General features: G+C 73.0%; 30 protein-coding genes. 15 read left to right on the top strand and 15 right to left on the bottom strand.

From position 1 onward, the window contains the following. Nucleotides 1-115: 115 nt before the first annotated feature. From PV410_RS15170 to PV410_RS15160, 3 genes are all read right to left on the bottom strand, one after another. Nucleotides 116-1,333 carry a phospholipase D-like domain-containing protein gene (locus PV410_RS15170; protein ID WP_500324792.1) on the bottom strand — a complete coding sequence of 406 codons (1,218 nt, stop codon included), beginning with the start codon at nucleotides 1,331-1,333 and terminating at the stop codon, nucleotides 116-118. A 105-nt stretch (nucleotides 1,334-1,438) separates the two neighbouring features. After that, on the bottom strand, nucleotides 1,439-1,966 hold the full coding sequence (locus tag PV410_RS15165; RefSeq protein WP_500324790.1) for a DoxX family protein: 528 nt from the start codon (nucleotides 1,964-1,966) through the stop codon (nucleotides 1,439-1,441). A gap of 55 nt (nucleotides 1,967-2,021) precedes the next feature. After that, complete coding sequence (locus tag PV410_RS15160; RefSeq protein WP_500324788.1) at nucleotides 2,022-3,470, bottom strand: amidohydrolase family protein; 1,449 nt, start codon at nucleotides 3,468-3,470, stop codon at nucleotides 2,022-2,024. A 259-nt stretch (nucleotides 3,471-3,729) separates the two neighbouring features. On the opposite strand from PV410_RS15160, the gene PV410_RS15155 reads away from it, so the two are divergent. Genes PV410_RS15155 through PV410_RS15145 form a run of 3 tightly spaced genes read left to right on the top strand, consistent with a single transcriptional unit; the run spans nucleotide 3,730 to nucleotide 6,603 of the window. Then, nucleotides 3,730-4,920 carry a CaiB/BaiF CoA transferase family protein gene (locus PV410_RS15155; protein WP_500324786.1) on the top strand — a complete coding sequence of 397 codons (1,191 nt, stop codon included), beginning with the start codon at nucleotides 3,730-3,732 and terminating at the stop codon, nucleotides 4,918-4,920. After that, nucleotides 4,913-5,743: a citryl-CoA lyase gene (locus PV410_RS15150; RefSeq protein ID WP_500324784.1), complete on the top strand. Its 831-nt coding sequence runs from the start codon at nucleotides 4,913-4,915 to the stop codon at nucleotides 5,741-5,743. The genes PV410_RS15155 and PV410_RS15150 overlap by 8 nt, the downstream gene beginning before the upstream one ends. A gap of 2 nt (nucleotides 5,744-5,745) precedes the next feature. Further along, nucleotides 5,746-6,603 carry a dioxygenase family protein gene (locus tag PV410_RS15145; protein WP_500324782.1) on the top strand — a complete coding sequence of 286 codons (858 nt, stop codon included), beginning with the start codon at nucleotides 5,746-5,748 and terminating at the stop codon, nucleotides 6,601-6,603. A 71-nt stretch (nucleotides 6,604-6,674) separates the two neighbouring features. On the opposite strand, the gene PV410_RS15140 is transcribed toward PV410_RS15145, so the two are convergent. After that, nucleotides 6,675-7,487 (bottom strand): IclR family transcriptional regulator domain-containing protein, encoded by an 813-nt coding sequence (locus tag PV410_RS15140; protein ID WP_500324780.1) that lies wholly within the window; start codon nucleotides 7,485-7,487, stop codon nucleotides 6,675-6,677. 530 nt (nucleotides 7,488-8,017) lie between these two features. Between PV410_RS15140 and PV410_RS15135 the strand changes: the two genes are divergently transcribed. Beyond that, entirely contained in the window at nucleotides 8,018-8,869 is an 852-nt protein-coding gene (locus PV410_RS15135; RefSeq protein ID WP_500324778.1) for a formate/nitrite transporter family protein, read from the top strand. Nucleotides 8,870-8,924: 55 nt separating this feature from the next. On the opposite strand, the gene PV410_RS15130 is transcribed toward PV410_RS15135, so the two are convergent. Next, the gene (locus PV410_RS15130; protein WP_500324776.1) at nucleotides 8,925-9,851 is read right to left on the bottom strand and encodes a pirin family protein; all 927 of its coding nucleotides are present in this window, start codon (nucleotides 9,849-9,851) and stop codon (nucleotides 8,925-8,927) included. A 125-nt stretch (nucleotides 9,852-9,976) separates the two neighbouring features. On the opposite strand from PV410_RS15130, the gene PV410_RS15125 reads away from it, so the two are divergent. Further along, the gene (locus tag PV410_RS15125) at nucleotides 9,977-10,465 is read left to right on the top strand and encodes a carboxymuconolactone decarboxylase family protein (RefSeq protein ID WP_500324774.1); all 489 of its coding nucleotides are present in this window, start codon (nucleotides 9,977-9,979) and stop codon (nucleotides 10,463-10,465) included. Between the two features lie 74 nt (nucleotides 10,466-10,539). Here the strand turns inward: PV410_RS15125 and PV410_RS15120 are convergent, their stop codons facing one another. Continuing rightward, nucleotides 10,540-11,562 carry an aldo/keto reductase gene (locus tag PV410_RS15120; RefSeq protein WP_500324772.1) on the bottom strand — a complete coding sequence of 341 codons (1,023 nt, stop codon included), beginning with the start codon at nucleotides 11,560-11,562 and terminating at the stop codon, nucleotides 10,540-10,542. A gap of 175 nt (nucleotides 11,563-11,737) precedes the next feature. On the opposite strand from PV410_RS15120, the gene PV410_RS15115 reads away from it, so the two are divergent. From PV410_RS15115 to PV410_RS15100, 4 genes are all read left to right on the top strand, one after another. Continuing rightward, nucleotides 11,738-12,364, top strand: a complete 627-nt coding sequence (locus PV410_RS15115; RefSeq protein WP_500324770.1) for a TetR/AcrR family transcriptional regulator — start codon at nucleotides 11,738-11,740, stop codon at nucleotides 12,362-12,364. Nucleotides 12,365-12,484: 120 nt separating this feature from the next. After that, on the top strand, nucleotides 12,485-12,694 hold the full coding sequence (locus PV410_RS15110) for a DUF2180 family protein (RefSeq protein ID WP_500324768.1): 210 nt from the start codon (nucleotides 12,485-12,487) through the stop codon (nucleotides 12,692-12,694). A 72-nt stretch (nucleotides 12,695-12,766) separates the two neighbouring features. Beyond that, the gene (locus PV410_RS15105; protein WP_500324767.1) at nucleotides 12,767-13,204 is read left to right on the top strand and encodes a Fur family transcriptional regulator; all 438 of its coding nucleotides are present in this window, start codon (nucleotides 12,767-12,769) and stop codon (nucleotides 13,202-13,204) included. A gap of 150 nt (nucleotides 13,205-13,354) precedes the next feature. After that, nucleotides 13,355-13,864: a Dps family protein gene (locus PV410_RS15100; RefSeq protein WP_500324765.1), complete on the top strand. Its 510-nt coding sequence runs from the start codon at nucleotides 13,355-13,357 to the stop codon at nucleotides 13,862-13,864. 60 nt (nucleotides 13,865-13,924) lie between these two features. Here PV410_RS15100 and PV410_RS15095 read toward each other — a convergent pair whose 3' ends face one another. Further along, nucleotides 13,925-14,683 carry a DeoR/GlpR family DNA-binding transcription regulator gene (locus PV410_RS15095; protein WP_500324764.1) on the bottom strand — a complete coding sequence of 253 codons (759 nt, stop codon included), beginning with the start codon at nucleotides 14,681-14,683 and terminating at the stop codon, nucleotides 13,925-13,927. Between the two features lie 99 nt (nucleotides 14,684-14,782). Between PV410_RS15095 and PV410_RS15090 the strand changes: the two genes are divergently transcribed. After that, a complete protein-coding gene (locus PV410_RS15090) occupies nucleotides 14,783-15,943 on the top strand; it encodes an MFS transporter (RefSeq protein WP_500324914.1) in 1,161 nt (386 codons plus the stop codon). After that, on the top strand, nucleotides 15,940-16,701 hold the full coding sequence (locus PV410_RS15085; RefSeq protein ID WP_500324762.1) for an alpha/beta hydrolase: 762 nt from the start codon (nucleotides 15,940-15,942) through the stop codon (nucleotides 16,699-16,701). Before PV410_RS15090 ends, PV410_RS15085 begins: the two co-directional genes overlap by 4 nt. 13 nt (nucleotides 16,702-16,714) lie before the next feature. Here PV410_RS15085 and PV410_RS15080 read toward each other — a convergent pair whose 3' ends face one another. Beyond that, complete coding sequence (locus tag PV410_RS15080; protein WP_500324760.1) at nucleotides 16,715-17,695, bottom strand: D-cysteine desulfhydrase family protein; 981 nt, start codon at nucleotides 17,693-17,695, stop codon at nucleotides 16,715-16,717. 174 nt (nucleotides 17,696-17,869) lie between these two features. On the opposite strand from PV410_RS15080, the gene PV410_RS15075 reads away from it, so the two are divergent. Further along, nucleotides 17,870-18,262, top strand: a complete 393-nt coding sequence (locus tag PV410_RS15075) for an SRPBCC family protein (RefSeq protein WP_500324758.1) — start codon at nucleotides 17,870-17,872, stop codon at nucleotides 18,260-18,262. Nucleotides 18,263-18,516: 254 nt separating this feature from the next. Further along, nucleotides 18,517-19,356, top strand: coding sequence for a helix-turn-helix transcriptional regulator (locus PV410_RS15070; protein ID WP_500324756.1), 840 nt, complete (start codon nucleotides 18,517-18,519; stop codon nucleotides 19,354-19,356). On the opposite strand, the gene PV410_RS15065 is transcribed toward PV410_RS15070, so the two are convergent. The 4 genes from PV410_RS15065 to PV410_RS15050 form a co-directional block, all read right to left on the bottom strand. Continuing rightward, nucleotides 19,346-19,942: a chloramphenicol phosphotransferase CPT family protein gene (locus PV410_RS15065; RefSeq protein WP_500324754.1), complete on the bottom strand. Its 597-nt coding sequence runs from the start codon at nucleotides 19,940-19,942 to the stop codon at nucleotides 19,346-19,348. The genes PV410_RS15070 and PV410_RS15065 overlap by 11 nt on opposite strands. 50 nt (nucleotides 19,943-19,992) lie before the next feature. Beyond that, nucleotides 19,993-20,136 carry a hypothetical protein gene (locus PV410_RS15060; protein ID WP_500324752.1) on the bottom strand — a complete coding sequence of 48 codons (144 nt, stop codon included), beginning with the start codon at nucleotides 20,134-20,136 and terminating at the stop codon, nucleotides 19,993-19,995. Between the two features lie 218 nt (nucleotides 20,137-20,354). Beyond that, nucleotides 20,355-20,624 carry a hypothetical protein gene (locus PV410_RS15055; RefSeq protein WP_500324751.1) on the bottom strand — a complete coding sequence of 90 codons (270 nt, stop codon included), beginning with the start codon at nucleotides 20,622-20,624 and terminating at the stop codon, nucleotides 20,355-20,357. A 148-nt stretch (nucleotides 20,625-20,772) separates the two neighbouring features. Then, nucleotides 20,773-21,387 carry a TetR/AcrR family transcriptional regulator gene (locus PV410_RS15050; protein WP_500324749.1) on the bottom strand — a complete coding sequence of 205 codons (615 nt, stop codon included), beginning with the start codon at nucleotides 21,385-21,387 and terminating at the stop codon, nucleotides 20,773-20,775. A 127-nt stretch (nucleotides 21,388-21,514) separates the two neighbouring features. Between PV410_RS15050 and PV410_RS15045 the strand changes: the two genes are divergently transcribed. Then, the gene (locus tag PV410_RS15045; RefSeq protein ID WP_500324747.1) at nucleotides 21,515-22,075 is read left to right on the top strand and encodes an ester cyclase; all 561 of its coding nucleotides are present in this window, start codon (nucleotides 21,515-21,517) and stop codon (nucleotides 22,073-22,075) included. Between the two features lie 15 nt (nucleotides 22,076-22,090). Here the strand turns inward: PV410_RS15045 and PV410_RS15040 are convergent, their stop codons facing one another. Further along, entirely contained in the window at nucleotides 22,091-22,660 is a 570-nt protein-coding gene (locus PV410_RS15040) for a TetR/AcrR family transcriptional regulator (protein WP_500324745.1), read from the bottom strand. A 5-nt stretch (nucleotides 22,661-22,665) separates the two neighbouring features. Continuing rightward, nucleotides 22,666-24,072, bottom strand: coding sequence for an amidase (locus PV410_RS15035; protein ID WP_500324743.1), 1,407 nt, complete (start codon nucleotides 24,070-24,072; stop codon nucleotides 22,666-22,668). Between the two features lie 55 nt (nucleotides 24,073-24,127). Between PV410_RS15035 and PV410_RS15030 the strand changes: the two genes are divergently transcribed. Further along, nucleotides 24,128-24,922 (top strand): SDR family NAD(P)-dependent oxidoreductase, encoded by a 795-nt coding sequence (locus PV410_RS15030; protein ID WP_500324741.1) that lies wholly within the window; start codon nucleotides 24,128-24,130, stop codon nucleotides 24,920-24,922. A 46-nt stretch (nucleotides 24,923-24,968) separates the two neighbouring features. On the opposite strand, the gene PV410_RS15025 is transcribed toward PV410_RS15030, so the two are convergent. Further along, nucleotides 24,969-25,946: an ABC transporter permease gene (locus tag PV410_RS15025; protein WP_500324739.1), complete on the bottom strand. Its 978-nt coding sequence runs from the start codon at nucleotides 25,944-25,946 to the stop codon at nucleotides 24,969-24,971. Nucleotides 25,947-25,952: the final 6 nt, after the last annotated feature.

Below are 25,952 nucleotides of genomic sequence, written 5' to 3'. Positions count from 1 at the left end.
TGCCGGTTCTGGGCCGGTGTTGACGTCGATGTCGCCCTCCAGGGTGAGCGGTGCGCTGACGCGCCCCGGTGTCCGTACGCCCCCGCGGCCGTCTCGTGGGGCGACACCATGATGCTCACAGGAAGCGGCGGATGGGCGCGGTCGCCACCTCCTGGGCCCGCTCCAGTGAGGAGCGGGTGCGCCAGCGCGTGCCGTCGACGGGGTCGCTGCGCAGCAGGTCCTCGTCGAAGTGGGCGTCGAGGACGGACGTGAAGTTCTCGTCGAGCACCGCCAGCATCACCTCCTCGTCGTGGTCGAGGGAGCGGCGGTTGAAGTTGGTCGAGCCGATCAGGGTGGCGACCCCGTCCATGGTGATCACCTTGGCGTGCATCATGGTCGGCAGGTAGTGCCAGATCCGCACGCCGCAGTCGAGGAGCCGCTGGTAGTAGCGCTGCCCGGCCAACTGGCAGACGCGCTTGTCGGTGTAGGGGCCGGGCAGCAGGATCTCGACCTCCACCCCGCGGGCCGCCGCGTGGCAGAGCAGGCCGACGAAGTACGGGTCGGGCGCGAAGTACGCGGTCGCGAGCCGGATGCGCTGCTCCGCGGAGGCGATCACCACCCGGAGCAGGGTGCGCATGTCCTGCCAGCCGACGCTCGCCGAGCCCCGGACGACCTGGACGATCGCGCCTCCGCTCTGCTCGTGCTCGCCGAAGCGGTCGCGGTCGTCGAAGAGCCCGTTGCGCCGGCACTCCGCCCAGTTCTGCGCGAACGCGGCGGCCAGGCCGTCCACGGCCGGCCCGGTGACCCGGACGTGGGTGTCCCGCCATTCGCCGGGGTGCCGGGCGTCGCCGCACCACTCCTCGGCGATGCCGACGCCGCCGGTGAAGGCCACCTCGGCGTCGACCACCAGGACCTTGCGGTGGCAGCGGTGGTTCTGCTTGAACGGCGACAGCCGCACGGGCTTGCGGAACCAGGCGACGTCCACGCCGGCCCGGTCCATGCCGTCCAGCAGTTCCTGCTCGATCAGCCGCCCGCCGAAGCCGTCCAGCAGCAGCCGTACCCGTACCCCCTCCGCCGCCTTGGCGGCCAGCGCGTGCGCGAAGTCACGCGCGATCTGGCCGCGCCAGTAGACGAAGGTGGTCATGTCGACGGTGTGCTTCGCCGCGCGGATCGCGTCCAGCATCGCGGGGAAGATCTCGTCCCCGTTCCGCAGGGCCTGCAGGCAGTTGCCCTCGGTCGCGGCGATGCCGATGAGCCGTTCCAGGCGGCGGCGCAGTTCCTGCTTGCGGTCGGCGACGGAACGCTCCGGCCGGTCTCCGTCGGTGCGGTCGGTCTCCTCCAGCGAAGCGCCCATGCCGTCGTGCCCCCCGGTTCCGGTGCCGCCGCGGCCCGTCCGGCCGCGGCGTCGCGTGGCGTACTCCAGCCGTATGCCCGGCAGGATGCGGCTTATCCGGAGTGACTACGCGTTCCCGTGGGACCCGGGGGACTCCCTCCTGCTCCTGCGCACCTTGGCGCGGCCGGCGAGCGGCACCGTCGCCGCGAGGAGTCCGGCCGCCAGCGCGGCCGCGCCCCAGGCGGGGGCCGGCCGCCAGCTCAGGCCGAGGACGTGGTCGAGCGACCACTCCCCCGGCCCGGTGAAGCCGAGGCACGCGGCGACCGCGCCGTAGAGGAACGGCACCTCGCAGCCGCCCTTCAGCGCCCAGAAGCCGCCCGGCGCCGTCGAGACGGCGGCCACCGTCATCGTCCCGACGACGACCGCGCACCCGCCGGGCGTCAGCAGTCCGGCCGCGACCGACGCCGCGCCCGTCAGCTCGGCCACCCCGGCGACCAGGGCCATCCGCGGCCCGGGGACGATGCCGTAGCGCTCGAAGACGGCGCCGGTACCCGCCAGCCCCGCCCCGCCGAACCAGCCGCGCAGCTTCTGCGTGGCGTGGCCGAAGAGCAGGGCGGCGAGCAGCAGTCGGAGCAGCAGCAGCCCCACGCTCATCTCTCGGTTTCCCTTCGTGTCGCTGGTGTCACCCGTGCCGCCGCTGTCACCGGTGTCACCGGCCGTGCGTCGAGGCGCTGCGGTAGTCGGTGTAGGTGTAGGGGTTGTCGAGCACCTTCGTCTCGGGGACGTCGGGGTTCATCCCCTTGCGCCACTCCTCCTCGCCCATGGCGGACCGCAGGTGGTCGACGGTCTCCTCGACCTCGCGCCGCACCGCGGCCAGGTCGACGCCGACCAGGCGGTGCTCGTGCTTGACGACCCGTCCGTCGACGAGCACGGTGTGCACGTCGCCGCGCTGCGCCTGGAAGGCGACCTGGCCGTACGGGTTGAGCAGCGGGAAGGAGACCGGCGAGTGGTCGTTCTTCAGCAGGACGATGTCGGCCTTCTTGCCGGCCTCCAGGCTGCCCAGGTCCCGCTCGCGGCCGAGGGCCCGGGCCCCGCCGAGGGTGGCCCACTCCACCACCTGGTCGGCGCGCAGGGCGCAGTGGGTGACGGTGTCGCCCTTGGCGTGCGCCTCCAGGTGCGCGCGGGCGCGGTCGGCGCCGAGGGTGGTGCGCATGGCGGAGAACAGGTCGCCGCTCCACCACACGCTGGTGTCCATCGACAGGGAGACGGGGATGTCGTGCGAGCGGATGGCCCAGGTCGTCGGGTAGCCCTGGCCGGCGCTCTGCTCGCTCTCCGTCGACACCGAGACCGAGCCGCCGGTGGCCGCGATGCGGTGGTAGGAGTCGGCGCTGAGCGTCGAGGCGTGGACGTACACGGTCTGCGGGGTCATGAAGCCGTTCTCGTACATCAGGCGGATGCCGTCGTCGTTGGTGGCGCCCCACACCCCGGCGTGGGTGGTGACGGCGACGCCCAGTTCGCGGGCCACCTCGAAGGCGGGCTTCTCGGGGAAGGCGGGGTCGCCCGTGACGTCGAAGGCGAGCTGGAAGCCGAGCATGTCGTCGCCGTCGATGCGGCGGGCGACGAAGTCGCGGAACTCCGGCGCGGCGGTCCATTCCGCGGGTGCCTGCTGGATGTTGCCGTAGGCCAGGACGAAGCGGCCGGGCACCGACCGCAGGGCGTCCACGGCGGCGTCGGCGTGGTCCACGGTCTGCAGGCCGTGCGACCAGTCGACGACGGTGGTCACGCCCGCGTCGAGGGCCTCCACCGCGGCGAGCCGGTTGCCGGCGTGGACGTCCTCGGGGCGGAACTTCCTGCCGTGTTCCAGGTAGTACCAGACGAAGTACTGGGTGAGGGTCCAGTCGGCGCCGTAGCCGCGCATCGCGGTCTGCCACATGTGGCGGTGCGTGTCGATCATGCCCGGCATCACGATGCCGCCCGTGGCGTCGATCTCCACCGTCCCGTCGGGGACCGCCAGTCGCGGACCGACCGCCGCGATCCGGTCGTCGACGACGAGCACGTCGGTGTCCCCGAGGACCTCGCGCTCACGGTTGACGGGCAGCACGGTCCCGCCCCGCAGGACAATGGGCCGCCCCGGGGTGAATGCCTCGACCTTATCCATCGTTGAACTCCCTTGGCCGCTTGACGGACACAGGTACGCTATTCGGCCAATGGACCGAGCGCTAGCCTCGCGACGCAGTTCGGAGCGCACACGCCCGCGGATGGGCCCCGGCCCTGTCGCAAAACGAGACACCGCAGTGCCGGCAAGCCTCTGACCGGCTACGGCGGCGACGATCACCCTTGACGCCCCCGGCTTTCAGCAACAGAATCACGGTGACGGACGGATGTCCGTCCTGCGGTCAGATGAAAGGTGACACCGGATGTCAGAGAGCACCGCGCCTGCGCGACCGGGCCCGGCGGGCCCGCTGTCCGGGCTGCTGGTGGCCGACTTCTCCCGCATCCTCGCCGGGCCCTACGCCACGATGCTGCTGGCGGACCTCGGTGCGGACGTCGTCAAGGTCGAGGGCCCGCGCGGGGACGACACCCGCAGCTGGACGCCCCCGGTGCGCGGCGAGGTGTCCACCTACTACCTCGGCATCAATCGCGGGAAGCGTTCCATCGCACTCGACCTGCACGACGGGGCCGACCTGGAGGCGGCGCGCGAACTCGCGCGCCGGGCGGACGTCGTCATCGAGAACTTCCGGCCCGGCGGCCTGGTCAAGTACGGGCTGGACTACGCGTCGGTGCGGACCGGGAACCCGGCCGTCGTCTACGCCTCCATCAGCGGTTTCGGTTCCGGCGCCGGGCGCAAGGTGCCCGGCTACGACCTGATGGTGCAGGCCGTCTCGGGGCTGATGAGCCTCACCGGGGAGCCCGACGGCCCGCCCTACCGGGCCGGGATCTCGGTCTTCGACGTCATGGCGGGCAACCACGCGGCCATCGGCATCCTCGCCGCGCTGCGCCACCGCGACGCCACCGGCGAGGGCCAGCACGTCGAGGTCAACCTGCTGTCGTCGGCGCTGACCGGACTGGTCAACCACAGCTCGGCCTACGTGGCAGGGGGTGAGGTCCCGTACCGGATGGGCAACGCGCACCCGAGCGTGTTCCCCTACGAGCCCTTCCCCACGGCCGACAACGACCTGATCGTGACCGCCGCCAACGACGGCCAGTTCCGCAAGCTGTGCGAGGTCCTCGGCATCCCCGGGGTCCCCGACGACCCGCGCTTCGCGCGGAACGCCGACCGCACCGCGAACCGGGAGGAGCTGCGGCCGCTGCTCGTGGAGCAACTGGTCAAGCGCGGCGCGAACGAGTGGTTCGAGCTGCTGGTCGAGGCCGGGGTGCCGAGCGGGCCGATCAACACCATCGACGGCGGCTTCGCCATGGCCGAGCGGTTCGGGCTGGACCCGGTCGTCACCGTCGGCGAGGGCGACCGCGCGGTGCCCACCACCCGCCACCCGGTCACCTTCTCCGCCACTCCCGCCGTGTACCGGCTGCCGCCGCCCGAACTCGACGAGCACGGCGCCGAACTGCGTGCGTGGCTGGCCCAGGACCCGGAGGACACCCGTGACTGACCCGTCCGCGTCCGGCGGCTACCCCACCGCGCTGGGCGCCTCGGACCGCAAGAGCATCACCCTGCTCGGCCATGACCTCGCCGAGGACATCATGGGCAGCGTCGGCTTCGGCGAACTCGCCTTCTGGCTGGCGACGCAGCGCCGTCCGAGCCGCGGCGAGACCCGCGTCTTCGAAGCCGTGCTCGCGGCCCTGGCCGACCACGGCTTCACGCCCACGGCCATCGTCACCCGGCTGACGTACCTGTCCGCGCCGGACTCCGTCCAGGGCGCGCTCGCCGCGGGTCTGCTCGGCGGGGGCTCGCGCTTCCTCGGCGTCACCGAGGACACCGGGACGTTCCTGCACGAGGCCCTCGCCGCACACGGCGAACCGCCCCACGACGACTCCGGCTGGGACGAACTGGCGCTGCGCCTGGTGCGCGAGCAGCGGGCGGCCGGTCGCTTCGTCCCGGGCCTCGGCCACCACGTGCACAAGGACGGTGACCCGCGCACGCCCCGGCTGATGGCCATCGCCGCCGAGGAGGGCCTGTTCGGCCCGCACCTGTCACTGTTCGCGGCCATCGGCCGCGTGCACCCCGAGGTCCTCGGCAAGGCCCTGCCGCTCAACGGCGCCGGCGTGTGCGGAGCCGCACTCGCCGACCTCGGGCTGCCGCTGCCGCTGCTGCGCGGCTTCGCCCTGCTCGCGCGCACCGCCGGGCTCATCGGCCAGCTCGCCGAGGAGATGCGCGATCCGGTCGCGAACGACATCTTCCTCTCCGTCGACCTCAACAACCGGCCCGTCCCGCCCCGGCCGGACACCGAATCCGCAGGGAACACCAAGGAGTGACCGTGTTTGTCAACGAGGACAACCTCACCGAACTGGCGGCCCGGCGCTGGGCGACCGCGCACACCCCGCGCCAGGCCGAGCTCCTGTCCGCGCTGGTCCGCCACCTCCACGCGTTCGCGCGCGAGGTGGAACTCACCGAGGACGAGTGGATGGCCGCGATCCAGTGGCTGACCGAGGCGGGCCGGATCAGCGACGACAAACGTCAGGAACTGATCCTCGCCTCCGACGTGTTCGGGCTGAGCACGCTCGTGGTGCAGCTGAACAACAGGTTCGCGCCGCGGGCCACCCCCGCCACCGTCCTCGGCCCCTTCCACATCGACGGGTCCCCCGCCGCCCCGTACGGCTTCGACATGTCCGACGGCATCCCCGGGACGCCGTTGTTCATCACCGGCAAGGTCACCGACCTGGACGGCAAGCCCGTGCCCGGGGCCGTCCTCGACGTGTGGCAGGCGGACGCCGACGGCGCCTACGAGGCGCAGCTCCCCGAGGTCGACGAGGCGCGGCTGCGTGCGAAGTACCGGGCCCGCGAGGACGGCACCTACTGCGTCCGCACCATCGCGCCGCGTGGCTACGCCATCCCGATGGACGGCCCGGTCGGCGACCTGATCAGCACCACCGACATCAGCCACTTCCGCCCCGCGCACGTCCACTTCCTCGTCGACGAGCCGGGGTACGAGAAGCTGATCACCCATCTGTTCCAGGAGGGCAGCGAGTACCTGGACAGCGACGTCGTCTTCGGCACGAAGGAAGCGCTGGTGGTCCGGTTCACCGAACAACCGGCGGGACCCGCCCCCGACGGAACGGCCGTCGACGTGCCGTACCTGCTCGCCGAGTACGACTTCGTGCTGCAGCCCCGCTGACGCGGCGTCGGCCGCAGGTGCGGTGCGTCGCCGCCGCCGCCACGGCGCGGTGCCCTGTTCCGGGCAGGGCGTCAGCCGGCGGCGGGGCGCACCTCGCCGTGCGGCCGGCTCTGCCACAGCGCCCAGTCCGCCGAGACGTCCCCGGCCGCGCGCAGCAGCAGGGGCAGGTACGTGCCGGTGAGCACGTCCACACTGGTCTCGGCGGCGTGCACGGTGACGTTCATCGCCGCCCGGACCACCCCGTCGCCGTCCCGTACGGGCACGGCGACCGACCGTACGCCGGGTGCGAGTTCCTCGTCGGCCAGCGCCCAGCCGCGGGCCCGGACGGTGCGCAGCTCCGCGGCGAACTCCTCGGGCGTCCGCCGCGGGGACTCCGGCAGCCCGGAGCGGCTGGGCTCGGCCAGGACGGCCTCCAGCTCCTGCGGGCCCAGGGCGGCCAGCAGCACCTTGCCCTGGGAGGTCTGCGGGGCGGGGAACCGGGTGCCGATGTCCACCCGCAGCGCGATGATCTTCGGTACGGAGACGCGGGCCACGTAGACGATGTCGGAGCCGTCCAGCTGCGCCATCGAGGACGACTCCCCGGTCCGCGTGACCAGCACCTCCATGTGGGGGCGGGCCACGTCCCACAGGCCGAGCGAGCCCACGTAGGACATGCCCAGGCGCAGCACGCGCGGCGTGAGGGTGAACGCGCCCTGGTCGGCGCGGACGTAGCCGAGCTCCTCCAGCGTCAGCAGCAGTCGGCGCGCCGTCGGCCGCGCCAGCCCCGTCGCGGCGGCGATCTCGCTCAGCGTCCGCCGGCGGTGCCGGGCGTCGAAGCAGCCGAGCACGTCCAGCCCGCGGGCCAGCGCCTCCACGAAGTCCGGACTGCTTCCGCGCCCTGCCATCCGATGCCTCCCGCGTCCACGACCGCGATGCCCCGCCCACCGGTGACCGCAGGGCGGACCGCCCGCAGACGGCGTCGCGCCTGCGTCCGTTCCCCTTCACCGGCTCCCGACCGCACGGGCATCCTCTCGGCGGCCATTATACGGACGATCGTCCGTCGCCGGCGCGGCCTTGGTGGCACCCGGCCACGGCCGCCACGACAGGAAAGGCCCGCATTCCGCCGGCGATGACACCCGGGCGATGATTTCCGGTGCCACGCATCAGGCAGAGCAAGGTCGGACCACATTCGGAAACCCCCGCCGCGGCGAACCGGTGATCGGCTTCTTCCTGCGGCTCCACCCGCCACGCAGCGCGACTTTACCCATGGCCGAATTTCCGTTGACCCGGCCTTGCATTACGGATTGCACGCCGATGACATAGCGCGTCATTTCCCTTGTGACGTGCAACTCCTTTTCCTTCACGACGCCTCGACGGACCTAGCATCGGGAAAACCAGGACGGACATTCCGGTACATCAGTGAAGAGGTGACACCATGCCGATCCCCGTGTCCCAGACCCTCGACGAGCAGGGGCGGACGGCCGCCGAGAAGGTCGCCGGCCTCCGCAGCCCGGGCCGCTACCTGGTCAGCTCCCTGCTGGCCGGGGCGTTCGTCGGGGTCGCGGCGGTGCTGCTGCTCACGGTCACCGGACCACTGGCGGCCGCGGGGTCGCCGTCCACGAAACTCGTCCAGGGCCTGCTGTTCGGCGTGGCGCTCACCCTGGTGGTCTTCGCCGGTGCCGAACTCACCACCGGCAACATGATGACGACGGTCCAGGGCGTCGTCGTCCGCAGCATCAGCGGCGCCAACGCGATGGCCCTGGTCGTCGGTTCGTTCGTGGGCAACCTCATCGGGTCCGCCCTGTTCGCGCTGCTGGTGCACGGCAGCGGGGTCATCACCGCGGGCGCCGCTCCCGGGCACACAGCGCCGGCCCTCGCCCTGCTCTCCACCCTGCTCAAGACGAAGGCGGCGGAGTCCGGCGGGGCGCTGTTCTTCCGCGGTGTGCTCTGCAACTTCCTGGTCTGCCTGGGCGTCTGGATGGCCGCGCGGACCCGTTCGGACGGCGCCAAGATCGCGCTGATCTTCTGGGCCCTGCTGGCGTTCGTCGGCTCCGGCTTCGAGCACGTCGTGGCCAACATGACGTACTACTCGCTCGGGATGCTGGAGCACGTGCCGGACGCCACGGCCGCCGCCTTCGCGCGCAACCTGCTGCTGGTGGGCCTCGGCAACCTCCTCGGCGGCGGACTGCTGGTGGGCGCGGCGTACGCGTTCGTGGGCCGCGGCAGGCCGGGGCGGCCCGCCGGCGGGCCCGCCCCGGTCGAGGCTCCGGAGTCGGTCCAGGTCTGAGCGACGCCGACCGGTCCGGCGGCGGACCCGGGTGGCCGCCGCCGGACCGCGCCGGTCAGTGCGTGTTCCCCCGCGACTTCAGGGGCACCCGCGGCAGTTCGGGCGCGGGCAGCGCGTCGCCGTCGTAGCCCTTGACCTCACCGAACCGGGTACCCGTCATCCAGTCGGAGCGGGCCTGTTCGATGTCCTCCTGCGTGCGGCCGATGAAGTTCCACCACATGATGATCCGCTCGCCGAGGGGAGGCCCCCCGAGCAGCACCGCCCGGGCGGGCGCGTCGGCGTGGTTGGTCAGGGTCAGGGTGTCGCCGCCGGGCGCCAGGTAGCCGAGTTCGGCCGGGCTCAGCCGGGTGCCGGCCATCTCCACGTCGCCGGCGTCGACGAGCAGGCCGTGCTCGTAGGCCGGATCGATCGCCAGGGTGACGGTCGCACCGGGATCGAGCGCGAGTTCGGCGCCGAGCAGCGGGGTGAAGGTCGGCACCGGCGAGGTGTCGCCGGCCAGGGACCCCAGGAACACCCGTGCCACACCGCCGGCGAGCGCCACGGGCTCCGGGACGTGGTGCTGGAAGGCGGGGGCGGTGTCACGGTGCCGCTCGGGGAGCACGACCCACAGCTGGACGCCGTGCAGGACCGTGGTGCGCTCGGTGGAGACCTCCGAGTGGCTGATGCCGTGGCCGCCGGTCATGAGGTTGAGTTCGCCGGGCCGTACGTAGGCGTGCGTCCCGAGGCTGTCGCGGTGCTCGATCTCGCCGCTGAAGAGCCAGCTCACGGTCTGCAGCCCGGTGTGCGGGTGGGGCGCGACGTCCATGCCTCCGGTGTCGGAGACGTCGTCCGGCCCGTAGTGGTCGGCGAAGCACCAGGCGCCGATGAGCGAGCGGTTCCGCTGCGGAAGGGTGCGCCGCACCGTCATCGCGCGGGGCCCGCCGAGCGGGACGTCACGGGCGGACAGGATCTCCACGGTGCCCTCGGGCTGGGTCCCGCTCATGTCGCGCTTCTCACACAACGACTGCTTCGAATTTCAACAATCATGGAGTTGATGATACGGCGATGCCCCCGAAGGACGACGGCGCATCCCACAGCGGCCGGAGACGGCCCGGCGAAGGAGTACTGGTGAGCGACACCACGGCGGTTCGGCCGAGCAGGCGGATCTTCATCGACAAGCAGAGCCCTCGGGCCTACAAGGCGATGCTGGCGGCCGCCGAGACCGTACGCGCGGTGGCCACCGAGGCCGGGCTCGAACACGACCTCGTGGAGCTGGTGAACATCCGCGTGTCGCAGCTGAACGGCTGCGCCTTCTGCCTCGACCGGCACACCCGGACCGCCCTCAGCGCGGGCGAGACCCCGCAGCGGCTGACCGTGCTGCCGGCCTGGCGCGACACCGAGCTGTTCACCGCACGCGAGCGCGCCGCGCTCGCGGTGGCCGAGGTGACCACGGACCCCACCGACGCCGCCGCTCAGGAAGAGGCCTACCAGGCCGCGCGCGAGGTGTTCGGCGACGACGAGCTCTCGGCCCTGATCTGGGTGGCGATCACCATCAACTCCTTCAACCGGGTCTCCATCCTGAGCAAGCACCCGGTCCGCCCCGGCCCGCGCCGGTGAGCCACGACCGTGACCGAAGGGGCGCGGCCCGCCGTTCGTGACGGCCGGGCCGCGCCCTTCCCGTCACGGCGGGGTCAGCCGTCCAGGTCCCGCTGGGCTCCCGGCCCGGAGTGCACGCGCTCGATGTACTCCGGGGCGAGCCGGCTGACCTCGTCGAGCGCGGCGAGGTCGTCCTCGGTGAGCGTGAGCCCGGCCGCGGCGAGGTTGCCCTGCAGCTGGTCCATGCGGCTCGCGCCGACCAGCACGCTGCTCACCCCGGGCTGCTGCATCACCCAGGCCAGGGCCACCTGCGCGACCGTCGCGCCGTGCCGCCCGGCGATCTTGTCGAGGCGGTCGACCACGTCGTGTCCGCGTGCCTCGTCGACCGGCGGGTTCGAGCCCTTGCCCCAGCGCGTCGACAGGTCGCGCTCCGCTCCCCGGCGGAACTTGCCGCTCAGGAAACCGCCCGCGAGGGGGCTGTAGACCAGCAGGCCGAGCCCCTGGTCACGCACGGCGGGGAGGATCTCCCGCTCGATGTCCCGGCCGACGAGGGAGTAGTAGGCCTGCAGGGAGGCGAAGCGCTCCAGGTCGTGCAGGGCCGAGACGCCCAGCGCCTTCATCAGCTGCCAGGCCGCGAGGTTGGAGGCGCCGATGTAGCGCACCTTGCCCTGGCGGACCGCGTCGTCGAGCGTGCGGAGGGTCTCCTCCAGCGGCGTCAGCGGGTCGAAGCTGTGGATCTGGTAGAGGTCGATCCGGTCCGTGCCCAGCCGCCGCAGGCTGTCCTCCAGCTGGCGCATGACGTGCAGGCGCGACAGGCCCATGTCGTTGGGGCCGGCGCCCATCCGGCCGTAGACCTTGGTGGCGAGGACGACGTCGTCGCGCCGTCCGCCGAGTATCCGGCCGAGAACCTCCTCCGACTCCCCGTCGGAGTAGATGTTCGCGGTGTCGATCAGGTTCACGCCGGCGTCGAGCACGGCGTCCAGCATCTTGCCGGACTCGGTGTCGCCGAGGCCCCCGAGCACCTTCCAGAAGTCGTGGTCGCCTCCGCCGAAGGACATGGTGCCCAGGCCGAGCCGGGACACCAGGAGGCCGGTGTTGCCAAGTCGCGTGTAGCGCATGTCGTCGTCTGCCTTGCCTTTGCGTGTCACTGCCTCGCGGACCGGACAGCGGTGCACCGTTCACGGGGCACATCGGACAGTATGCACGACATAGTGTCGGACACAGTGTCCGAGACAGTACGGTGACCTAGGGGACGGAGAGAATGGGCGTCCGGTCAACCAGGGAGCAGCACACATGGCATCGATCACCCGCCCGACCCGCCAGACCAGGCGCCGCGCGGACTCCGAGGCGGCGGTCCTCGCCGCCACCGAGCGGCTCCTCCAGGCCGGCGCCACCTTCACCGAGCTCGGCGTCCAGCGGATCGCCGCGGAGGCGGGCGTGGCCCGGTCGACCTTCTACCTGTGCTTCCGGGACAAGACCGACCTGCTCATCCGGCTGACCGCCCACATGAAGGAGGAGCTGTTCCGGATCGGCGGCGACTGGCGTCCGACCGGGCCGGACGGCGGCCCCGACGGCCTGGCGGCGATCTACGCGGAGCAGCTGCGCTACTACCGCGAGCGCGGTCCCCTGCTCGCCGCCATCGCCGAAGTGGCGGCCTATGACGCCGAGATGCGCGAGGCCAGGGCGCGGGAGATCGACCGGTTCACCCGGCACATGACCCGGCTGATCGAGGAGGAGCAGGAGGCCGGCCGCCTCCACCGGGGGGTGGACGCGACGGCCGCGGCGCAGGTGCTGGCCTGGGGCGGTGAGCAGGTCATCGCACGTCAGGTGGCGATCGGCGACCCGGCCCGGGACGAGGCCGTGGCCCGCGACCTGGCCGGGTCGCAGTGGTACGGCACCTACCGCCGCCCGGAGGTCTGAGTCCTTCCGCACGGCGGAACACGTACGGCCCGAGATTTGACTCGGTCAATTCTCGCCTTTACGTTCGAGGGGCGGGCGACGAGAGCCGCGCCCCTCCCCCACCCCACGGAGCGAACTCGCGTGAAGTGCTACGACTGCGCCCAGGAAGCGCGCCACAACAGCGAAGGCATCGGCGTCTGCACCCGTTGCGGCCTGTTCACCTGCGCGGACCACTCCCGCGTCGTCCGCCTCCCCGTCCACCAGCCCCGCGGGCTCGGCCGGGCGACCAGCCGCCTGCCCGCGCGCCGCGTCGTCTGCGCCACCTGCCACACGGCCGAGACCGCCGAGTGAGCACGGCCACGTCGGCACGTGCACTAAAATTGACTGTGTCCAATCTCGTGCGCGAAGGAGCGTGACGCCGCCATGGAGCAGTCAGTGGGCGACCTGCTCAAGAGCAAGGGGCTGCGCAGTACGGCACAGCGCCGCGCCCTCCTCAGCGCCCTGCAGGGCCACCCCCACTCCACCGCCTCCGAGCTCGAGGCGAGGATCGGCGTCGGCTCCCCGGGCGCTGGCGGACTGTCCAAGCAGGGCCTCTACAACGTGCTCGACGACCTCACCAGGGTGCAGTTGATCCGCTGCATCGAGCCCGCCGGTTCCGCCGCGCGCTACGAGCTGCGCGTCGGCGACAACCACCACCACCTGGTCTGCCGCAACTGCGGACGGGTCGAGGACGTCGACTGCACGGTCGGCGCGGCCCCCTGCCTGGACCCCGTGGAGGACAAGGGCTTCGTCATCGACGAGGCCGAGATCACCTGGTGGGGCCTGTGCGCCGACTGCCAGAAGGCCGCCACCGGCATCTAGATTTGACCGGGTCCAATCTAGGCGTAGTGTGGGAACCGCACCAGGACGAAGACCGCCACCGGCCCCATCGCACCCCTCCCACCTCGCCGGCCGGACGCGGACCTCGCGGCACGCACCGCACACCGCCCGCCCATGGGAACGGAGTCCATCGTGACCACGACCCTGCACGCCTCCCCCACCAACCGGCGCCGCGCTTTCGACGCCGCCCCGTTCACCGCCTCCGCACCGCTGGCCGCCACCCTCCAGGACGTCCTCGTCGACCTGCTGGAAGTGCACGCACAGACCAAGCAGGCGCACTGGAACCTCGTCGGCCGCGGCTTCCGCAGCCTGCACCTGGAACTGGACGAGATCGCCGCGACCGCCCGTGAAGCGGCGGACGAGATCGCCGAGCGGATGCGCGCCGTCGGCGCCGCCCCCGACGGCCGAAGCGACACCGTGGCACGGACCACGACGCTCCCCGAGTTCCCCGCGGGTCGCATCGAGGACATCCGCGCCGCGACCCTCGTCCTCGGCCGCCTCAACACCGTCGGATGCGTGTTGCGCGCGGCGTCCAGCGCCACGGGCGCCGAGGACCCGGCCACCGGGGACCTGGTCAACACCACGCTGCAGTCCGTCGAGAAGCACGCCTGGATGCTGCGCGACCGCCTCGCCCACGTCTGACCAACCGTCACATTCCGTGCGGACAGAACACCTTGACGACGTCGGACGACGGACGCGTGGTCAGACCTGCCGGACCATGACACCCGCCGCGGTCAGTGCGCCGACCGCCTCTTGCGGCGCGGAGTCGTCCGTGACGACGGCGTGCAACGCGCCGGCCGGGGCGACGAATGCGAGGGCGGTACGGGAGAGCTTGGCCCCCTCCGTCACCGCGATGACGCGGCGGGCGGAGCCGATGGCGGCCCGCTTCACGGCGGCGTCGTCCAGGTCGTAGGCCGTGAGGCCGTTGGCGGCGTTGAGACCGCAGCAGCCGATCACCGCGGTGTCGAAGCGCAGCGCGGCCAGCGACGCCTCGGTCAGCGGGCCGGTGAGCGCCAGTTCGCCGGGCCGCGGCCGGCCGCCCGGGACGAGCAGGGTCAGGGACGGGGCGCCGGTCAGGGCGTTCACCGAGTGCAGCGACAGGGGCATCACCGTCAGCCGGCGCCCTTCGAGCGCCCGGGCCACCTCCAGGCAGGTCGTACCGCTGTCCAGGACGACAGCCTCGCCGTCGGAGATCAGCCCGGCGACCTCGGCCGCGATGCGCCGCTTGCCCTCCTGCCCCTCCTGGGACCGGAGCCCGAAGGGCGGTTCCTCACCGCGCAGCAGCAGGCTCCGCGCGCCGCCCCGGTAGCGCTCCAGGACACCCTGGGCGGCCAGCACCTCCAGGTCGCGACGGACGGTCATCTCCGAGGCGCCGGTGAGGACGGCCAGTTCGGCGACGCCGACGCGCCCCGCCTCCTGCACGGCCTCGGTGATCTGCCTGAGTCGGTCGGTACCAGCCATGACCGCATTGAACAACAGGCATGTTCAAAAGGCAAGGTTTCGAAAGTAATCGATGTTCGCTATGTTCGAAGTGTGAACACAGCACCCCGGGCCGCCCGGATGGCCACCTTCGCCTACTTCGTGCTGAACGGCTTCGTGCTGGGAATGTGGATCGTGCACATCCCGGAGATCGAGCGCCGCACGGGGATCGGCCATGCCACGCTCGGCTGGCTCCTGCTGCTGCTCGGCGCGGGGGCCTTCGCGGGCATGCAGATCGTCGGCCCGCTCACCGACCGCCTCGGTGCCCGTACGGTCGTACCCGTCAGCGCGGCGCTGTGCAGCGCCACCGTCGTCCTGCCGGGCCTGGCCGGCGACGCCTGGACCCTGGGGGCCGCCCTCCTGCTGCTCGGCATCGGCAACGGCAGCCTGGACGTCAGCATGAACGCCCACGCCGTCCAGGTCGAGCACGGCTACGGACGGCCCGTCATGTCGGCCTTCCACGCCACCTTCTCCATCGGCGGCGTCCTGGCCGCGCTCGCGGGCGCGCGCACGCTCAGCAGCGGCTGGAGCCCGGCGTGGACGCTCGGGGTCGTCGCGGCGCTGGGCGTCGTCGTCGCGGTCGCGGCGGCACCCGCCCTGCTGCGGCCCGTAACCCACGCCCCTGGTACGGAGAATGCGAAGGCTCCGGTCCGCCGGCGGACGCCACGGCGCATCTGGGCACTCGCCGTACTCGCGTTGATGATCATGATGTGCGAAGGGGTGGCCAACGACTGGAGCACGCTCCACCTGAGCACCGTGCTGGACGCGCCGGCCGCCACCGCCGCGCTCGCCTACGGGGCCTTCTCCACCGCCATGACGGCCGGCCGGTTCGTCGTGGACCGCGTGGCCACGCGGCTCTGCCCCCTGGCCGTCCTGCGGGGCGGCGCCGCGGTGGCCGCGGCCGGGCTCCTCACGGCGGCCCTCTCACCCTGGGTGCCCCTGGCGGTGGCCGGCTGGGCCGTGTTCGGCGCCGGACTGTCCGGCTGCGTGCCCCAGTTGTTCAGCGCGGCGGGCCACGCCGACCCCGCCTCCGCGGGCGCCAACGTCTCCCGCGTCGCCGGGCTCGGCTACCTCGGCATGCTCGCCGGGCCGGCGGTCATCGGGCCGCTGACCCATCTGATGCCGCTCAACATCACCTTCCTGCTGCCCGTGGCATGCTGTGCCGTCGCGGCCGCGGCGGCCGGCATCCTGCGGCCGCCCGCGCGTACCGCACCGGCGCACCAGGAGGTCTCGGCGGCATGACCGGCACCGAACGCACCGGCGGGAACCCCGCCACGATCGAGTCGTTCACCGTGGACTGCGACGGGGAGACCCTCAGTTGCACGGCGGCGCGCCCGGTCACGGACGACCGGGGAGCGGCCGGGGCGCTGACGGCCGTCGTCCTGCACGGCGCGGGAACCAGCGACAGGCAGCGGCTCACCGGCCTGCTCGGCGACGTCGCCGCCCGGGGTCACCACGCGCTCGCCTTCGACTTCTCGGGGCACGGCGACAGCACCGGCCTGCTCGCGGACTCCAGCCTGAGGCGGCGGTTCCTCCAGGCCCGGGCCGTCATCGACGGACATGTCCCGGCCCGGCACCGCCTGGCCGTGATCGGCTTCAGCATGAGCGGGCAGACCGTCGCCGACCTGGCGCGGCACTACGGCGCACGGGTGGCGTCCGTCGGCCTGTGCGCTCCTGCCGTGTACGCGGCCGACGCGTGGACCGTGCCCTTCGGGGCGGGCTTCACCGAGATCATCCGGAGCCCCGAGAGCTGGCGGAACTCGCCCGCCCTCGACGTCTTCCGCTCCCTGTCCTGCCGGGCGGTCCTGGCGACCCCGGCCGCCGACACGGTGATCCCGCCCGCCGTCACCGAGGCCGTCGCCACCGCGCTCGGGGGCTCCCGCGCGCGCTTCACCCGGCTCACCTACCCGGACGCGGAGCACCGGCTCGCCCTGTGGTTCACCGGCAACCCGGAACCGCGCGGTCGCTTCGTCGACGCCGTCCTGCGCGACGCGGCGTGAACCTCCCGGCCCGTCAGCCCCGTTCGTACGGCCGCAGCGCGGCGACCGAGCGGCGCACGGCCTCGGCGTGCCCGAACAGCCCGGGCAGGCCGCCGGTGTGCAGGAAGACGGTGCGCCGCCCGCGGCGGATGTCGCCGTCGCGCACCGCCGCGGCCAGACCGGCCATGGCGCGGCCGGTGTAGGTGGGGTCCAGGGCGATGCCCTCGGTGGCCGCCGCCGTACGCATCGCCTCCAGGACCGGTTCGTGGAGCGTCGCGTAGCCGGCGCCGACCTGGTCGGTGCGGATGCGCAGCGAGTCCGGGGCGACGGCACGGTGGGCGACCTCCCCCACCAGGTCCGCCACGATGGCGGCGGGTCCGGTCACGGCGCCGCAGTGGACGCCCAGGACCCGTTCCTCACCCAGTGCGGCGACGAGACCGGCCATGGTGCCGCCGGAGCCGAGTGCGACCACCACGTGGGCGACGTCCGGCAGTTGGGCGTGGAGCTCCTCACCGGCCTCGACGTACCCGCGGGCACCGGTCGGGCTGGATCCGCCGAAGGGGATGAGGTGGGGCAGTGCGCCCTCGCGGCGCAGTTGCCCGCACACCTCCTCGGCGACGCCCGCGAGGTCGGCGGGCTCGGCGTCGCCGGCCCAGACGACCCTGGCGCCGAAGAGGCCGTCGAGCACGAGGTTGCCGGTGCCGGACCCGGCTTCGGGTTCCTTGCCGGGGAAGACGAGGACGACGTCGAGCCCGAGGCGCGCGCCGGCCGCGGCGGTGAGGCGGGCGTGGTTGCTCTGCGCCGCGCCGACCGTCACCAGGGTGTCCGCGCCCGCGTCGAGCGCCTCGCCGACCGTCCACTCCAGCTTGCGGACCTTGTTGCCGCCGCCGCCCAGCCCGGTGAGGTCGTCCCGCTTGATCCACAGGTCGTCCGCGCCCAGGCCGAGGGTGGCGGCCAGGCGCGGCATGGGCTCGACGGGGGTGGGCCAGGTGGACAGCGTGATCTTGCCGGGCATCGGCTGCGCTCCAGGGTCAGACGACGGTGGTGACCGGCGTTCCGGACGCCGGTGGAGTCCATTGTGGGCGCTGCCGGGCGGCCCGCCGCTCCGGAAGGGCGGAAGGGGGCCCGGTGGCTGCCTCGTCGCGGCGAAGGGACACTTGAAGTCTCCCCCTGAGGAGGTGGGATCGCCGTGAGCGAGTTCGAGCGCTCCATGAACATGACGGCCTCCGCGGACCGCGTCTTCGACCGGGCGGAGGACCTCGGCCGCATCGAGTCCTGGCTCCCCGACGAGCTGCACGTCCACGCCGCCGAACCGCCCGCCGTCACCGTGCACGACGACGACACCGGACGGGACGCGGCCGCGCTCTTCCGGGCCGACCGCGCGCACAAACGGCTGGAGTGGGGTACCAGCGAGGACGACCGCTACGCGGGCTGGCTGCAGGTGGACCGGACCGACGAGCGGACCAGCGAGGTGACCATCCACCTGTCGTTCTCCGACGAGAGCATCGCGCCGCCGGAGGACGTCGTGGACCAGGCCTTGGACGACAGCCTGCACCGTCTGTCGCGCATGGTCACCGCCTGAGTCCGGCGGCGCGTCCGGGCGCCGGGGCCAACTGTCGGCGCCGGCCGCACCGCCGGGGCGAGAGGACGGCTCCCGGGATGACGCACGTCCCAGCGGACCCGGACTCCGTTCCCTCGTGCATCCCAACGTAAATCTCAGTTTGGACTGAGTCAAATGTCGGCGGTCGCCCCGGGCCGGCCCCGTACCACCGTCGCCGGACCTCCTGGGACTGCGGGTACCAGGCAGCCACGCGGCCCGCGCAGCACACTGGGGGCATGGCGGCGACGGAATTCGGCAGAGCGGTGCGGCGGTGGCGGGAGCGGGTGGCCCCCGAGGCCGCCGGGCTGCCGGTCGGCGGGCACCGGCGTGCCCCGGGACTGCGCCGGGAGGAACTGGCCCAGCTGGCGGGGATCTCCGTCGACTACGTCACCCGGCTCGAACAGGGCCGGGCCTCCCATCCGTCGGCGCAGGTCGTGGAAGCCCTGGCCAGGGCGCTGCGGCTGTCCCCGGACGAGCGCGGGCACCTGTTCCAGCTGGCCGGTCTGGCGCCCCCGGGACCGGACACCGTCCCCGCCTACATCACGCCCAGCGTCCAGCGTCTGCTCGACCGGCTGACCGGCACCCCGGTCGCCGTCTACGACGCGTCCTGGACGCTGCTGGTGGCCAATCCCCCGTACGCGGCGCTCATGGGCGATCCGTCCGGGTGGCGCGGCAACCAGCGCAACGGGGTCTGGAACCACTTCGTCGGCGGGGGCGAGCGGATCCGGCGCACCCCGGAGTACCTGGCCGCCTTCGAGTCGGCGCTCGTCGCCGACCTCCGCGCGGCCGCCGACCGCTACCCGGCCGACCCGCAGGTGCGCCGGCTCGTCTCCGACCTCCGCGCGAACAGCGACCGCTTCGCCGAGCTGTGGGACGCCGGCGCGGTCGGCCGCCACGAGGCGGCCCGCAAGACGTTCGACCACCCGCGCGTGGGCCCGCTGACCCTCGACTGCGACGTGCTCACCGTGACGGGCAGCGACCTGCGCATCATGGTCTACACCGCAGAACCCGGCACCGAGGACGCCGACCGCCTGGCGCTGCTCACCGTGCTCGGCACCCAGGAACTCACCGGGTGACGGCCGCCAGTCGCTCGAACGCGGTCGGAAACGGCCTGCGGGGCAGGAAGTCACGGATGCGGCGGGCACACTCCGCCGCGGAGGCCTCGGTCGTGTCGCACTCGACGTCGTAGAGGCCGTGGGCGTGGACGAGTCCGGACTGACGGGCCGCCAGGCCTTCGGGGCGGTCCCCGCGATCGCGTTCGCGCCGCCGGAGTTCCCCGGGCGAGCAGTGCACCCCCACCAGGACGACGTCCCTCGGGGGGAACAGCCCGAGGCAGTCCCGCAGGCGCCAGGGCTCGCTGAGGACGTGGTCGACCACCACGTTGTTGCCCCCGGCGGCCATGCCGGCGACCGCGCGGTGGAATCCCCGCCAGGTGCGCCGCAGTACGCCCGGCAATTCCTCCGGGCCGACCTCGCGACGGGACCGCATGGCGTGGAACGCGTCCACCGGCATGTGGAAGTAGGTCCCGTCCAGGGTGAGCAGCAGTTCCCTGGCGATGCTCGACTTCCCCGAACTGGACGTCCCGTTGAGGAAGACGATGAGGCCGCCTGGCCCGGCATCGGGGGTTGCTTCGGTATCGGTGGTTGCGCCGGCTTCGGGCAACGTGCCTCCTCCGCCGCCGGACCGCCGGGGGGCCGTGGTGGGCGGTCGCCCTACGGCGCGTGCGTGCCGGGCGCGTTGGGGCCTGCCGACGGCTGGGTGGGGGGAGGACTCACGATCCGGTCCTCCACTGCGGACAGGACGAGCATCAGCCCGAGCAGGAACACCGGCAGCCCGAGCACCAATGCGGCGATCATCGCAGATCCTCCGCGTGCGGCGGGGACGTTCGCCGACTGCGGGCGAGGGCGTCGGACGGGTGGCGGGGGTCGTGGACACGGTGGGACACGGGCGACATGGGCACCTCCACTGTGGCGTCGGATGCCCGCCTTCCCCGCTTCGGGCGTTGTATGGGGGCGCCCGGGAAGCCGGCGCTCCCGCGTCCCGGTTCCGGTCCCGGGCGCCGCGCCCCGTCGGGTCAGTAGCGGAAGGCGTCGGGGCCGTCGAGCCGCCCGAACCGCCGCGGGTGCGGGATCTGCTCCGGCCGCTGGGCCCACCGGGCACGGCGGCGCCGGGCGCCTCCGTGCTCGCCCCAGTAGAGGACCGCGACGACACCGGCCGTCGCGCACAGCAACGCGCCGACGGCGACGCTGTAGACCGTGCCCGCCGAGAGCACCCCGACCACGGTGCCCAGCACGACTCCCAGCATTCCCGCACCGAAAACGAGCCTGCGAATCTTCAAATCCATGAAGAATCACTCCCTTTCGCCAGAACGCATTCCCCGGTGAACGCCCGTCAATCCACGGATCGCCTTAACGAGTGACACCCGGACCGGGTTTGTGACACATCATCACGCGATTTCCCCCGCATTCCTCCACGCTCGGGAAGCCGCGGTTTCACACGAGGGCGTCCATCGCCGTGCGGTACAGGACCTCCTCGGCCCGGTCCCACGACCAGCCGTTCTCCACCACGAGCGTGCGCCAGCCGGTCGGGCCGAACCAGAACCAGAGCAGGTCGGCGGTCTCCTCCGGCGAGTAGCGCGGGGCGGGTGCGCTCACCGCCAGGAAATGCCGGGCGACCGCGCGCAGCGCCTCCCGGTAGTCCGCCGTCGCCCTTTCCCACAGCGCCTCGCCGTTCTCGTGCACGGGCAACGCCTTCTGAATCGCCTCGTGCGCCTTGAACTGGCTCTCGTTGCCCGCCCGGGTGCCGTCGGCGAGCGCCCGGAGGACGCCCTCGGGCGTCCGTACGGCCAGGATGCGCGCGACGGCCCCCTCGTAACCGGACCCCACGACGGCCTTGTCGACGATCCGGTCCAGGACCTCCGATTTGCTGCCGACGCTCGCGAAGACCGTCTTCGACGCGACCCCGGCCGCCGCCGCGATGTCCGCGACGGTCACCCGCCCGTAGCCGCGTTCGGCGAAGAGCTGCTCCGCCTGTTCGAGGATCACCGCACGCGTCCGCGCCGCGGCCTGTTCACGGAGCGGGGAGACGTATGCGCGCTTGGTGACCATGCCGTCATCCTACTATCAGTGCCGCTTTGACCTATCCAATCGGTCCTCTATAACCTCAATATCGGATGCGCGGCTCGCGCATCCGGTGAGACCGGCCCGCAGGACGGGCGGGCGAAAGGTGGGAACGATGGCGATGGACGCCAAGGACCTGGCCGAAGGGCTCTTCCGGATCCTGGAGACGGGCGACGCGGCGCTGGCCGCCGAGGTCGTGGGCGCCGACAACCACAACCGGGAGGCGGCCGTCTCGCCCGCGGCCTGTTCGACACCCGGCCCGGCGGGAACGCTGGCCTCTGGCGCGTGGCTCCGCTCGGCCTTCAGCGACCTGCGCTTCCCCGTGCTGGGCATCGCGCGCAACGACGATCAGGTCTGGATCCGGCTGCGCATGCAGGGACGGCACACCGGTCCGTTCGTGCGCTTCCGGGACGGCGTCCTCGACCAGGCGATCCCTCCCACGGGGCGCGAGGTCGACTTCGAGCAGGTGCACCTGCTCGACCTCCGCGACGGCAAGGTCGTCCGGCACGAGGCGCTGCGTGACGACGTCACGATGCTGGGCCAGCTCGGCGTCTTCCCCCCGTCGCCGGCCGTGGCGATGCGCATGGTCGCCTGGAAGGTCTCCGGACGCGCCAAGCGGGCCGCGGACGAGGTCACGAAGCTCGCCGCCGCGGCGGCCGGGCAGGCGCGCGCGTAGTCCGGCGGGCCCGGGTCAGCGGGCGCCCGAGGCGCCCCGTGCCAGCAGGAGCAGCGCGTCGACCAGGCTCTCGGCCGAGCTGCCGGTGGCCAGGCGGCGCAGCTGCATCCCGAACACCAGGGCCACGACCGTCGAGGCGGCCTCCTCGGCGTCCGGCACGCCGAGGGCGGTCAGCACGGACGCGGCGAGCCGGTCGTAGGCGGCGAAGCACTCCGCCGCGGCGTCCCGCAGCGCGGGGTCGCGGCCGGCCTGGACGTACAGCTCGAAGGGCGCGAGGTGGGTGCTGTCGAAGCCCGTCCCCTCGGCGACCTGCCCCACCAGCGCGGCGGCACCCTTGAGGTCGATGCCCTCCTCCTGCCCCCGGGCGGCCAGTTCGGTGAAGCGGCCGGTCTCCTCCTCCACGAAGTGCAGCAGGCTCTCCCGCAGCAGGTCGTGCTGCGTGGCGAAGTGGTAGGTCACCGAGCCGAGGGACACCCCGGCCTCCTGGGCGATGCGCCGGTTGGTGACCGCGGCGACACCGTCCTGACCGATGATCCGCAGGACGGCACTGATGATGTTCTGGCGGGTGCCGGCGGGGTTGGGCATGCCTGTCATTGTGTCACCGCGGCGGGGGCGCGCTGCTCGTACCAGCGCTGATCGCTCTCCAGCTGTGCGGCGAGCGAGATCAGCAGGGGCTCGCTGTGGGCCGGCCCGAGGAGCTGGGCGCCCACCGGCAGGCCGTCGCCGAAGCCCGCCGGGACGCTGATGCCGGGCCAGCCGAGCACGTTCCAGGGCCAGGCGTACGGGCAGGCCGCGATCACCGCCTGGTCGGTGCGCCGCCCGGACAGCTCGGTCATGGCGCCCACGGCCGGGGGCGGGGTGGCGGTGGCGGGGGTGAGGAGCACGTCGAAGCGGGAGAAGATCTCGCCGATCCGGCGGTGCTGGCCGCCCTCCGCGCGGCGGGCGCGGCGCAGGGCGGCCCCGGCGAGCAGGCGCCCGTTCCGGGAGGCGGTCAGGGTGCGGGGGTCGAGGAGCGTGCGGTCCGGGACGCGGTCGCTCCACTGGCTGATGCCGGCGAACGCGCGGGGCAGGAAGCTCAGTCCGATCAGGCCGTAGCGCGGCTCGGCCTCCTCCACCTCGTGGCCCAGCCGGGCGAGGGCGTCGGCCAGGTCCCCGAGCGCGCGGTGCACGGACGGGTGGAGCGGGGCACGGGCGGCGACGAACGGGGGCCGCCAGGACACTGCGATCCGCAGCCGGCCCGGTTCGCGTCCGGCCGCCTCGACGGCGGCGATGCCCGGGGGCCGGTGGAGGTCGCCCGGGTGCTGTCCGGCGGCGGCATCCAGCAGCAGCGCCGCGTCGCCAACGGTGCGGGCGAGCGGGCCGTTGACGGTCAGGCCGTGGAAGGACTCGGCGTCGGGCCAGGTGGAGACCCGGCCACGCTGCGGCTTGATGCCCACCAGACGCGTCCACGCCGCGGGGATGCGGACCGAACCCGCCCCGTCCGAGCCCAGCGCCGCGGCCACCACCCCGGCGGCCACCGCTGCCGCGGCGCCGCCGGAGGAACCCCCGGGAGTGTGCCCCAGGTCCCACGGGTTGCGGGTGGCACCGAAGGCGGGGCCCTCGGTGAACGGCCACTGCCCCAGCTCACAGGTGTTGGTCTTGCCGACGACGATCGCACCGGCCGCGCGCAGCCGCCGTACCGCCTCGCCGTCCTCGGACTTGGCCGGGAAGGCCCCGGCGCAACCGAACGCGGTCGGTTCGCCCGCCAGGTCCGTGTCGTCCTTGATCGCGACGGGGACGCCCAGCAGCGGCAGCCGCTCGCCGCGCTCCAGCCGCCGGTCGGCCTCCTCGGCCTCCGCCAGGGCGGCCTCGGCACGCACGCGGCGGAAGGCGTTGACGGTCGGCTGGGTGGCGTCGATGCGGCCGAGCGTCACGCGCACCAGCTCCGCCGCGGTGACATCGCCTTCACGCAACGCCCGGGCCTGCGCCGCAAGCCCCTCGGTACGGGCAGTGGACACGGCCGCCCCCTCTCCCTATTGTTCGTTCGAACGAACGAGACGGGAGGTTAGACGGATGCGCATCGCCGGTGCAACTGTTCTGCTCACCGGTGCCACGGGTGGGCTCGGCCAGGACATGGCGCGCGAACTCGCCGCCAGGGGCGCGCGGTTGACCCTCAGCGGGCGCCGCGCCGACGTCCTCGAACCCTTGGCCAAGAGCCTGGACGCGAGGGCCGTCCCCGCCGACCTCGCGGATCGCGCCGACGTGGAGCGGCTGGCCGCCGAGTGCGCCGGCGTCGACGTCCTCGTGGCCAACGCCGCCCTGCCGAGCAGCGGCGAGCTGCTGGACTACTCCCCCGACCAGCTCGACCGCGCCCTGATGGTGAACCTGCGGGCACCGGTTCTGCTCGCGCGGCTGCTGGCGCCGGCCATGGTCGGGGCCGGGCGGGGCCACATCGTCCTCATCGGCTCACTGTCCGGCAAGGCCGCCTCGCGGTCCACCTCCCTGTACAGCGCGACCAAGTTCGGCCTCCGCGGCTTCGCCCACGGCTTCCGCGAGGACCTGCACGGGACCGGTGTCGGGGTGTCCTTGGTCCAGCCCGGATTCGTCCGGGACGCGGGCATGTTCGCCGACACGGGTGCCAAGGCGCCCGCCGGGGCGCGTACCGTGACGCCCCGACAGGTCACGGCGGGGGTCGTCCGGGCCGTCGAACGCAACCTCGGCGAGGTGAACGTGGCCCCGCCCGAGCTGCGCCTGCTCAGCGCCGTCGCCGGGCAGTTCCCGGTCTTCGCCGCCCGCGTCCAGCGGCTCAGCGGATCCGCCGAGCGTGCGACGCGGGACATCGTGACCGCGCAGCGGCACCGCCGCTGAGCGGCCGCCGTACGGGTGTGACGCCGTCCGGTACGACCGTACGGGGTCACATGTGCGGGTACCGGCGCCGCCGCCAGGTCCACGCCACCGCGGCGGCCGCCGCCGCCCAGCCGAAGAGCACCAGGTACGGGAAGGCGTACTGGTTCTCGGCGAAGTAGATCGCGTTGTGCTGGGCGTTGACCGAGGCCCCGGGCGGCAGCCAGCGGCCGACGGCCCCCAGCGGCTCGGGCAGGAGCAGCCAGGACACCGCCCCGCCCGAGGACGGGTTGCCGAGCAGCACCATGAGCAACCAGGTCGGCAGGATGGCCCACTTGCCGAACAGCATGTAGAACGCCGTGAACACCAGCCCCGAGGTCACCATCGTGAGGGTCAGGATCGCCCAGGACTGGAGGAAGGGCAGCCGCAGCACGTGCAGCCCCCAGTCCACCACCGCGACGATGGACAGGCTTCCGAGCGCGGAGTACGCGACGATCGTCAGGAAGCGCTCCAGCGGTCTGAGCTCCGACGCGTGCACGGTCAGCTGCACCGCGCCCAGGAAGCCCACGATGACCGCGGCGAGCGTGATGTAGAAGATCGCGAGCCCCTGCGGGTCGCCGGGCTGCAGCGGTCTGAGGTCGCCGAGGGTCAGCCGCACCCCTGCCTGCGCGGCCGCCACCGGGGCCGCCGCCGCCAGCACACGCGCCACCGAGGCCCCCGCGGCCGGCACCAGGTCGAACGAGACGGCGCCGCCCCCGGCCCTGGTCTGCGCCACGGCGAACACATGCTGCCGGTCGACGGCGTCGACGGCGGCCGCCCGCGTGGCGAAGCGGCGCTGCAGCAGTTCGGTGCTCAGACCCGAGTCCATGCCCGCCACGAACTTCTGCAGCTGGGGGGAGTCGTCCACGACGCCGATCGGGATGTGATGCGGTGTCGGATGTGCCATGGCGAAGCTGTACGAACCGGCGAACAGCCCCGCCCCCACCGCCAGGAGCACGACGATGACCACGGCCGGCCGGAAACGTGACAGCCCGGAGGGGGCAGTCATCGGCTT

The sequence above is a fragment of the Streptomyces sp. PA03-5A genome, from assembly GCF_033792725.1.
In the GTDB taxonomy this organism is placed as follows: domain Bacteria; phylum Actinomycetota; class Actinomycetes; order Streptomycetales; family Streptomycetaceae; genus Actinacidiphila.
This window is presented reverse-complemented; position numbering and strand designations above follow the sequence as displayed.

What these genes read in the sequence shown, in the direction of transcription:
- PV410_RS15090 (WP_500324914.1), top strand. Translation starts at nt 14,783, where the DNA reads ATGGCCACCTTCGCCTACTTCGTGCTGAACGGCTTCGTGCTGGGAATG.
- PV410_RS15050 (WP_500324749.1), bottom strand. Translation starts at nt 21,387, where the DNA reads ATGGTCACCAAGCGCGCATACGTCTCCCCGCTCCGTGAACAGGCCGCG.
- PV410_RS15030 (WP_500324741.1), top strand. Translation starts at nt 24,128, where the DNA reads ATGCGCATCGCCGGTGCAACTGTTCTGCTCACCGGTGCCACGGGTGGG.
- PV410_RS15135 (WP_500324778.1), top strand. Translation starts at nt 8,018, where the DNA reads ATGCCGATCCCCGTGTCCCAGACCCTCGACGAGCAGGGGCGGACGGCC.
- PV410_RS15025 (WP_500324739.1), bottom strand. Translation starts at nt 25,946, where the DNA reads ATGACTGCCCCCTCCGGGCTGTCACGTTTCCGGCCGGCCGTGGTCATC.
- PV410_RS15070 (WP_500324756.1), top strand. Translation starts at nt 18,517, where the DNA reads ATGGCGGCGACGGAATTCGGCAGAGCGGTGCGGCGGTGGCGGGAGCGG.
- PV410_RS15130 (WP_500324776.1), bottom strand. Translation starts at nt 9,851, where the DNA reads ATGAGCGGGACCCAGCCCGAGGGCACCGTGGAGATCCTGTCCGCCCGT.
- PV410_RS15055 (WP_500324751.1), bottom strand. Translation starts at nt 20,624, where the DNA reads ATGGATTTGAAGATTCGCAGGCTCGTTTTCGGTGCGGGAATGCTGGGA.
- PV410_RS15115 (WP_500324770.1), top strand. Translation starts at nt 11,738, where the DNA reads ATGGCATCGATCACCCGCCCGACCCGCCAGACCAGGCGCCGCGCGGAC.
- PV410_RS15095 (WP_500324764.1), bottom strand. Translation starts at nt 14,683, where the DNA reads ATGGCTGGTACCGACCGACTCAGGCAGATCACCGAGGCCGTGCAGGAG.
- PV410_RS15045 (WP_500324747.1), top strand. Translation starts at nt 21,515, where the DNA reads ATGGCGATGGACGCCAAGGACCTGGCCGAAGGGCTCTTCCGGATCCTG.
- PV410_RS15060 (WP_500324752.1), bottom strand. Translation starts at nt 20,136, where the DNA reads ATGATCGCCGCATTGGTGCTCGGGCTGCCGGTGTTCCTGCTCGGGCTG.
- PV410_RS15140 (WP_500324780.1), bottom strand. Translation starts at nt 7,487, where the DNA reads ATGGCAGGGCGCGGAAGCAGTCCGGACTTCGTGGAGGCGCTGGCCCGC.
- PV410_RS15155 (WP_500324786.1), top strand. Translation starts at nt 3,730, where the DNA reads ATGTCAGAGAGCACCGCGCCTGCGCGACCGGGCCCGGCGGGCCCGCTG.
- PV410_RS15160 (WP_500324788.1), bottom strand. Translation starts at nt 3,470, where the DNA reads ATGGATAAGGTCGAGGCATTCACCCCGGGGCGGCCCATTGTCCTGCGG.
- PV410_RS15040 (WP_500324745.1), bottom strand. Translation starts at nt 22,660, where the DNA reads ATGCCCAACCCCGCCGGCACCCGCCAGAACATCATCAGTGCCGTCCTG.
- PV410_RS15170 (WP_500324792.1), bottom strand. Translation starts at nt 1,333, where the DNA reads ATGGGCGCTTCGCTGGAGGAGACCGACCGCACCGACGGAGACCGGCCG.
- PV410_RS15165 (WP_500324790.1), bottom strand. Translation starts at nt 1,966, where the DNA reads ATGAGCGTGGGGCTGCTGCTGCTCCGACTGCTGCTCGCCGCCCTGCTC.
- PV410_RS15105 (WP_500324767.1), top strand. Translation starts at nt 12,767, where the DNA reads ATGGAGCAGTCAGTGGGCGACCTGCTCAAGAGCAAGGGGCTGCGCAGT.
- PV410_RS15120 (WP_500324772.1), bottom strand. Translation starts at nt 11,562, where the DNA reads ATGCGCTACACGCGACTTGGCAACACCGGCCTCCTGGTGTCCCGGCTC.
- PV410_RS15085 (WP_500324762.1), top strand. Translation starts at nt 15,940, where the DNA reads ATGACCGGCACCGAACGCACCGGCGGGAACCCCGCCACGATCGAGTCG.
- PV410_RS15080 (WP_500324760.1), bottom strand. Translation starts at nt 17,695, where the DNA reads ATGCCCGGCAAGATCACGCTGTCCACCTGGCCCACCCCCGTCGAGCCC.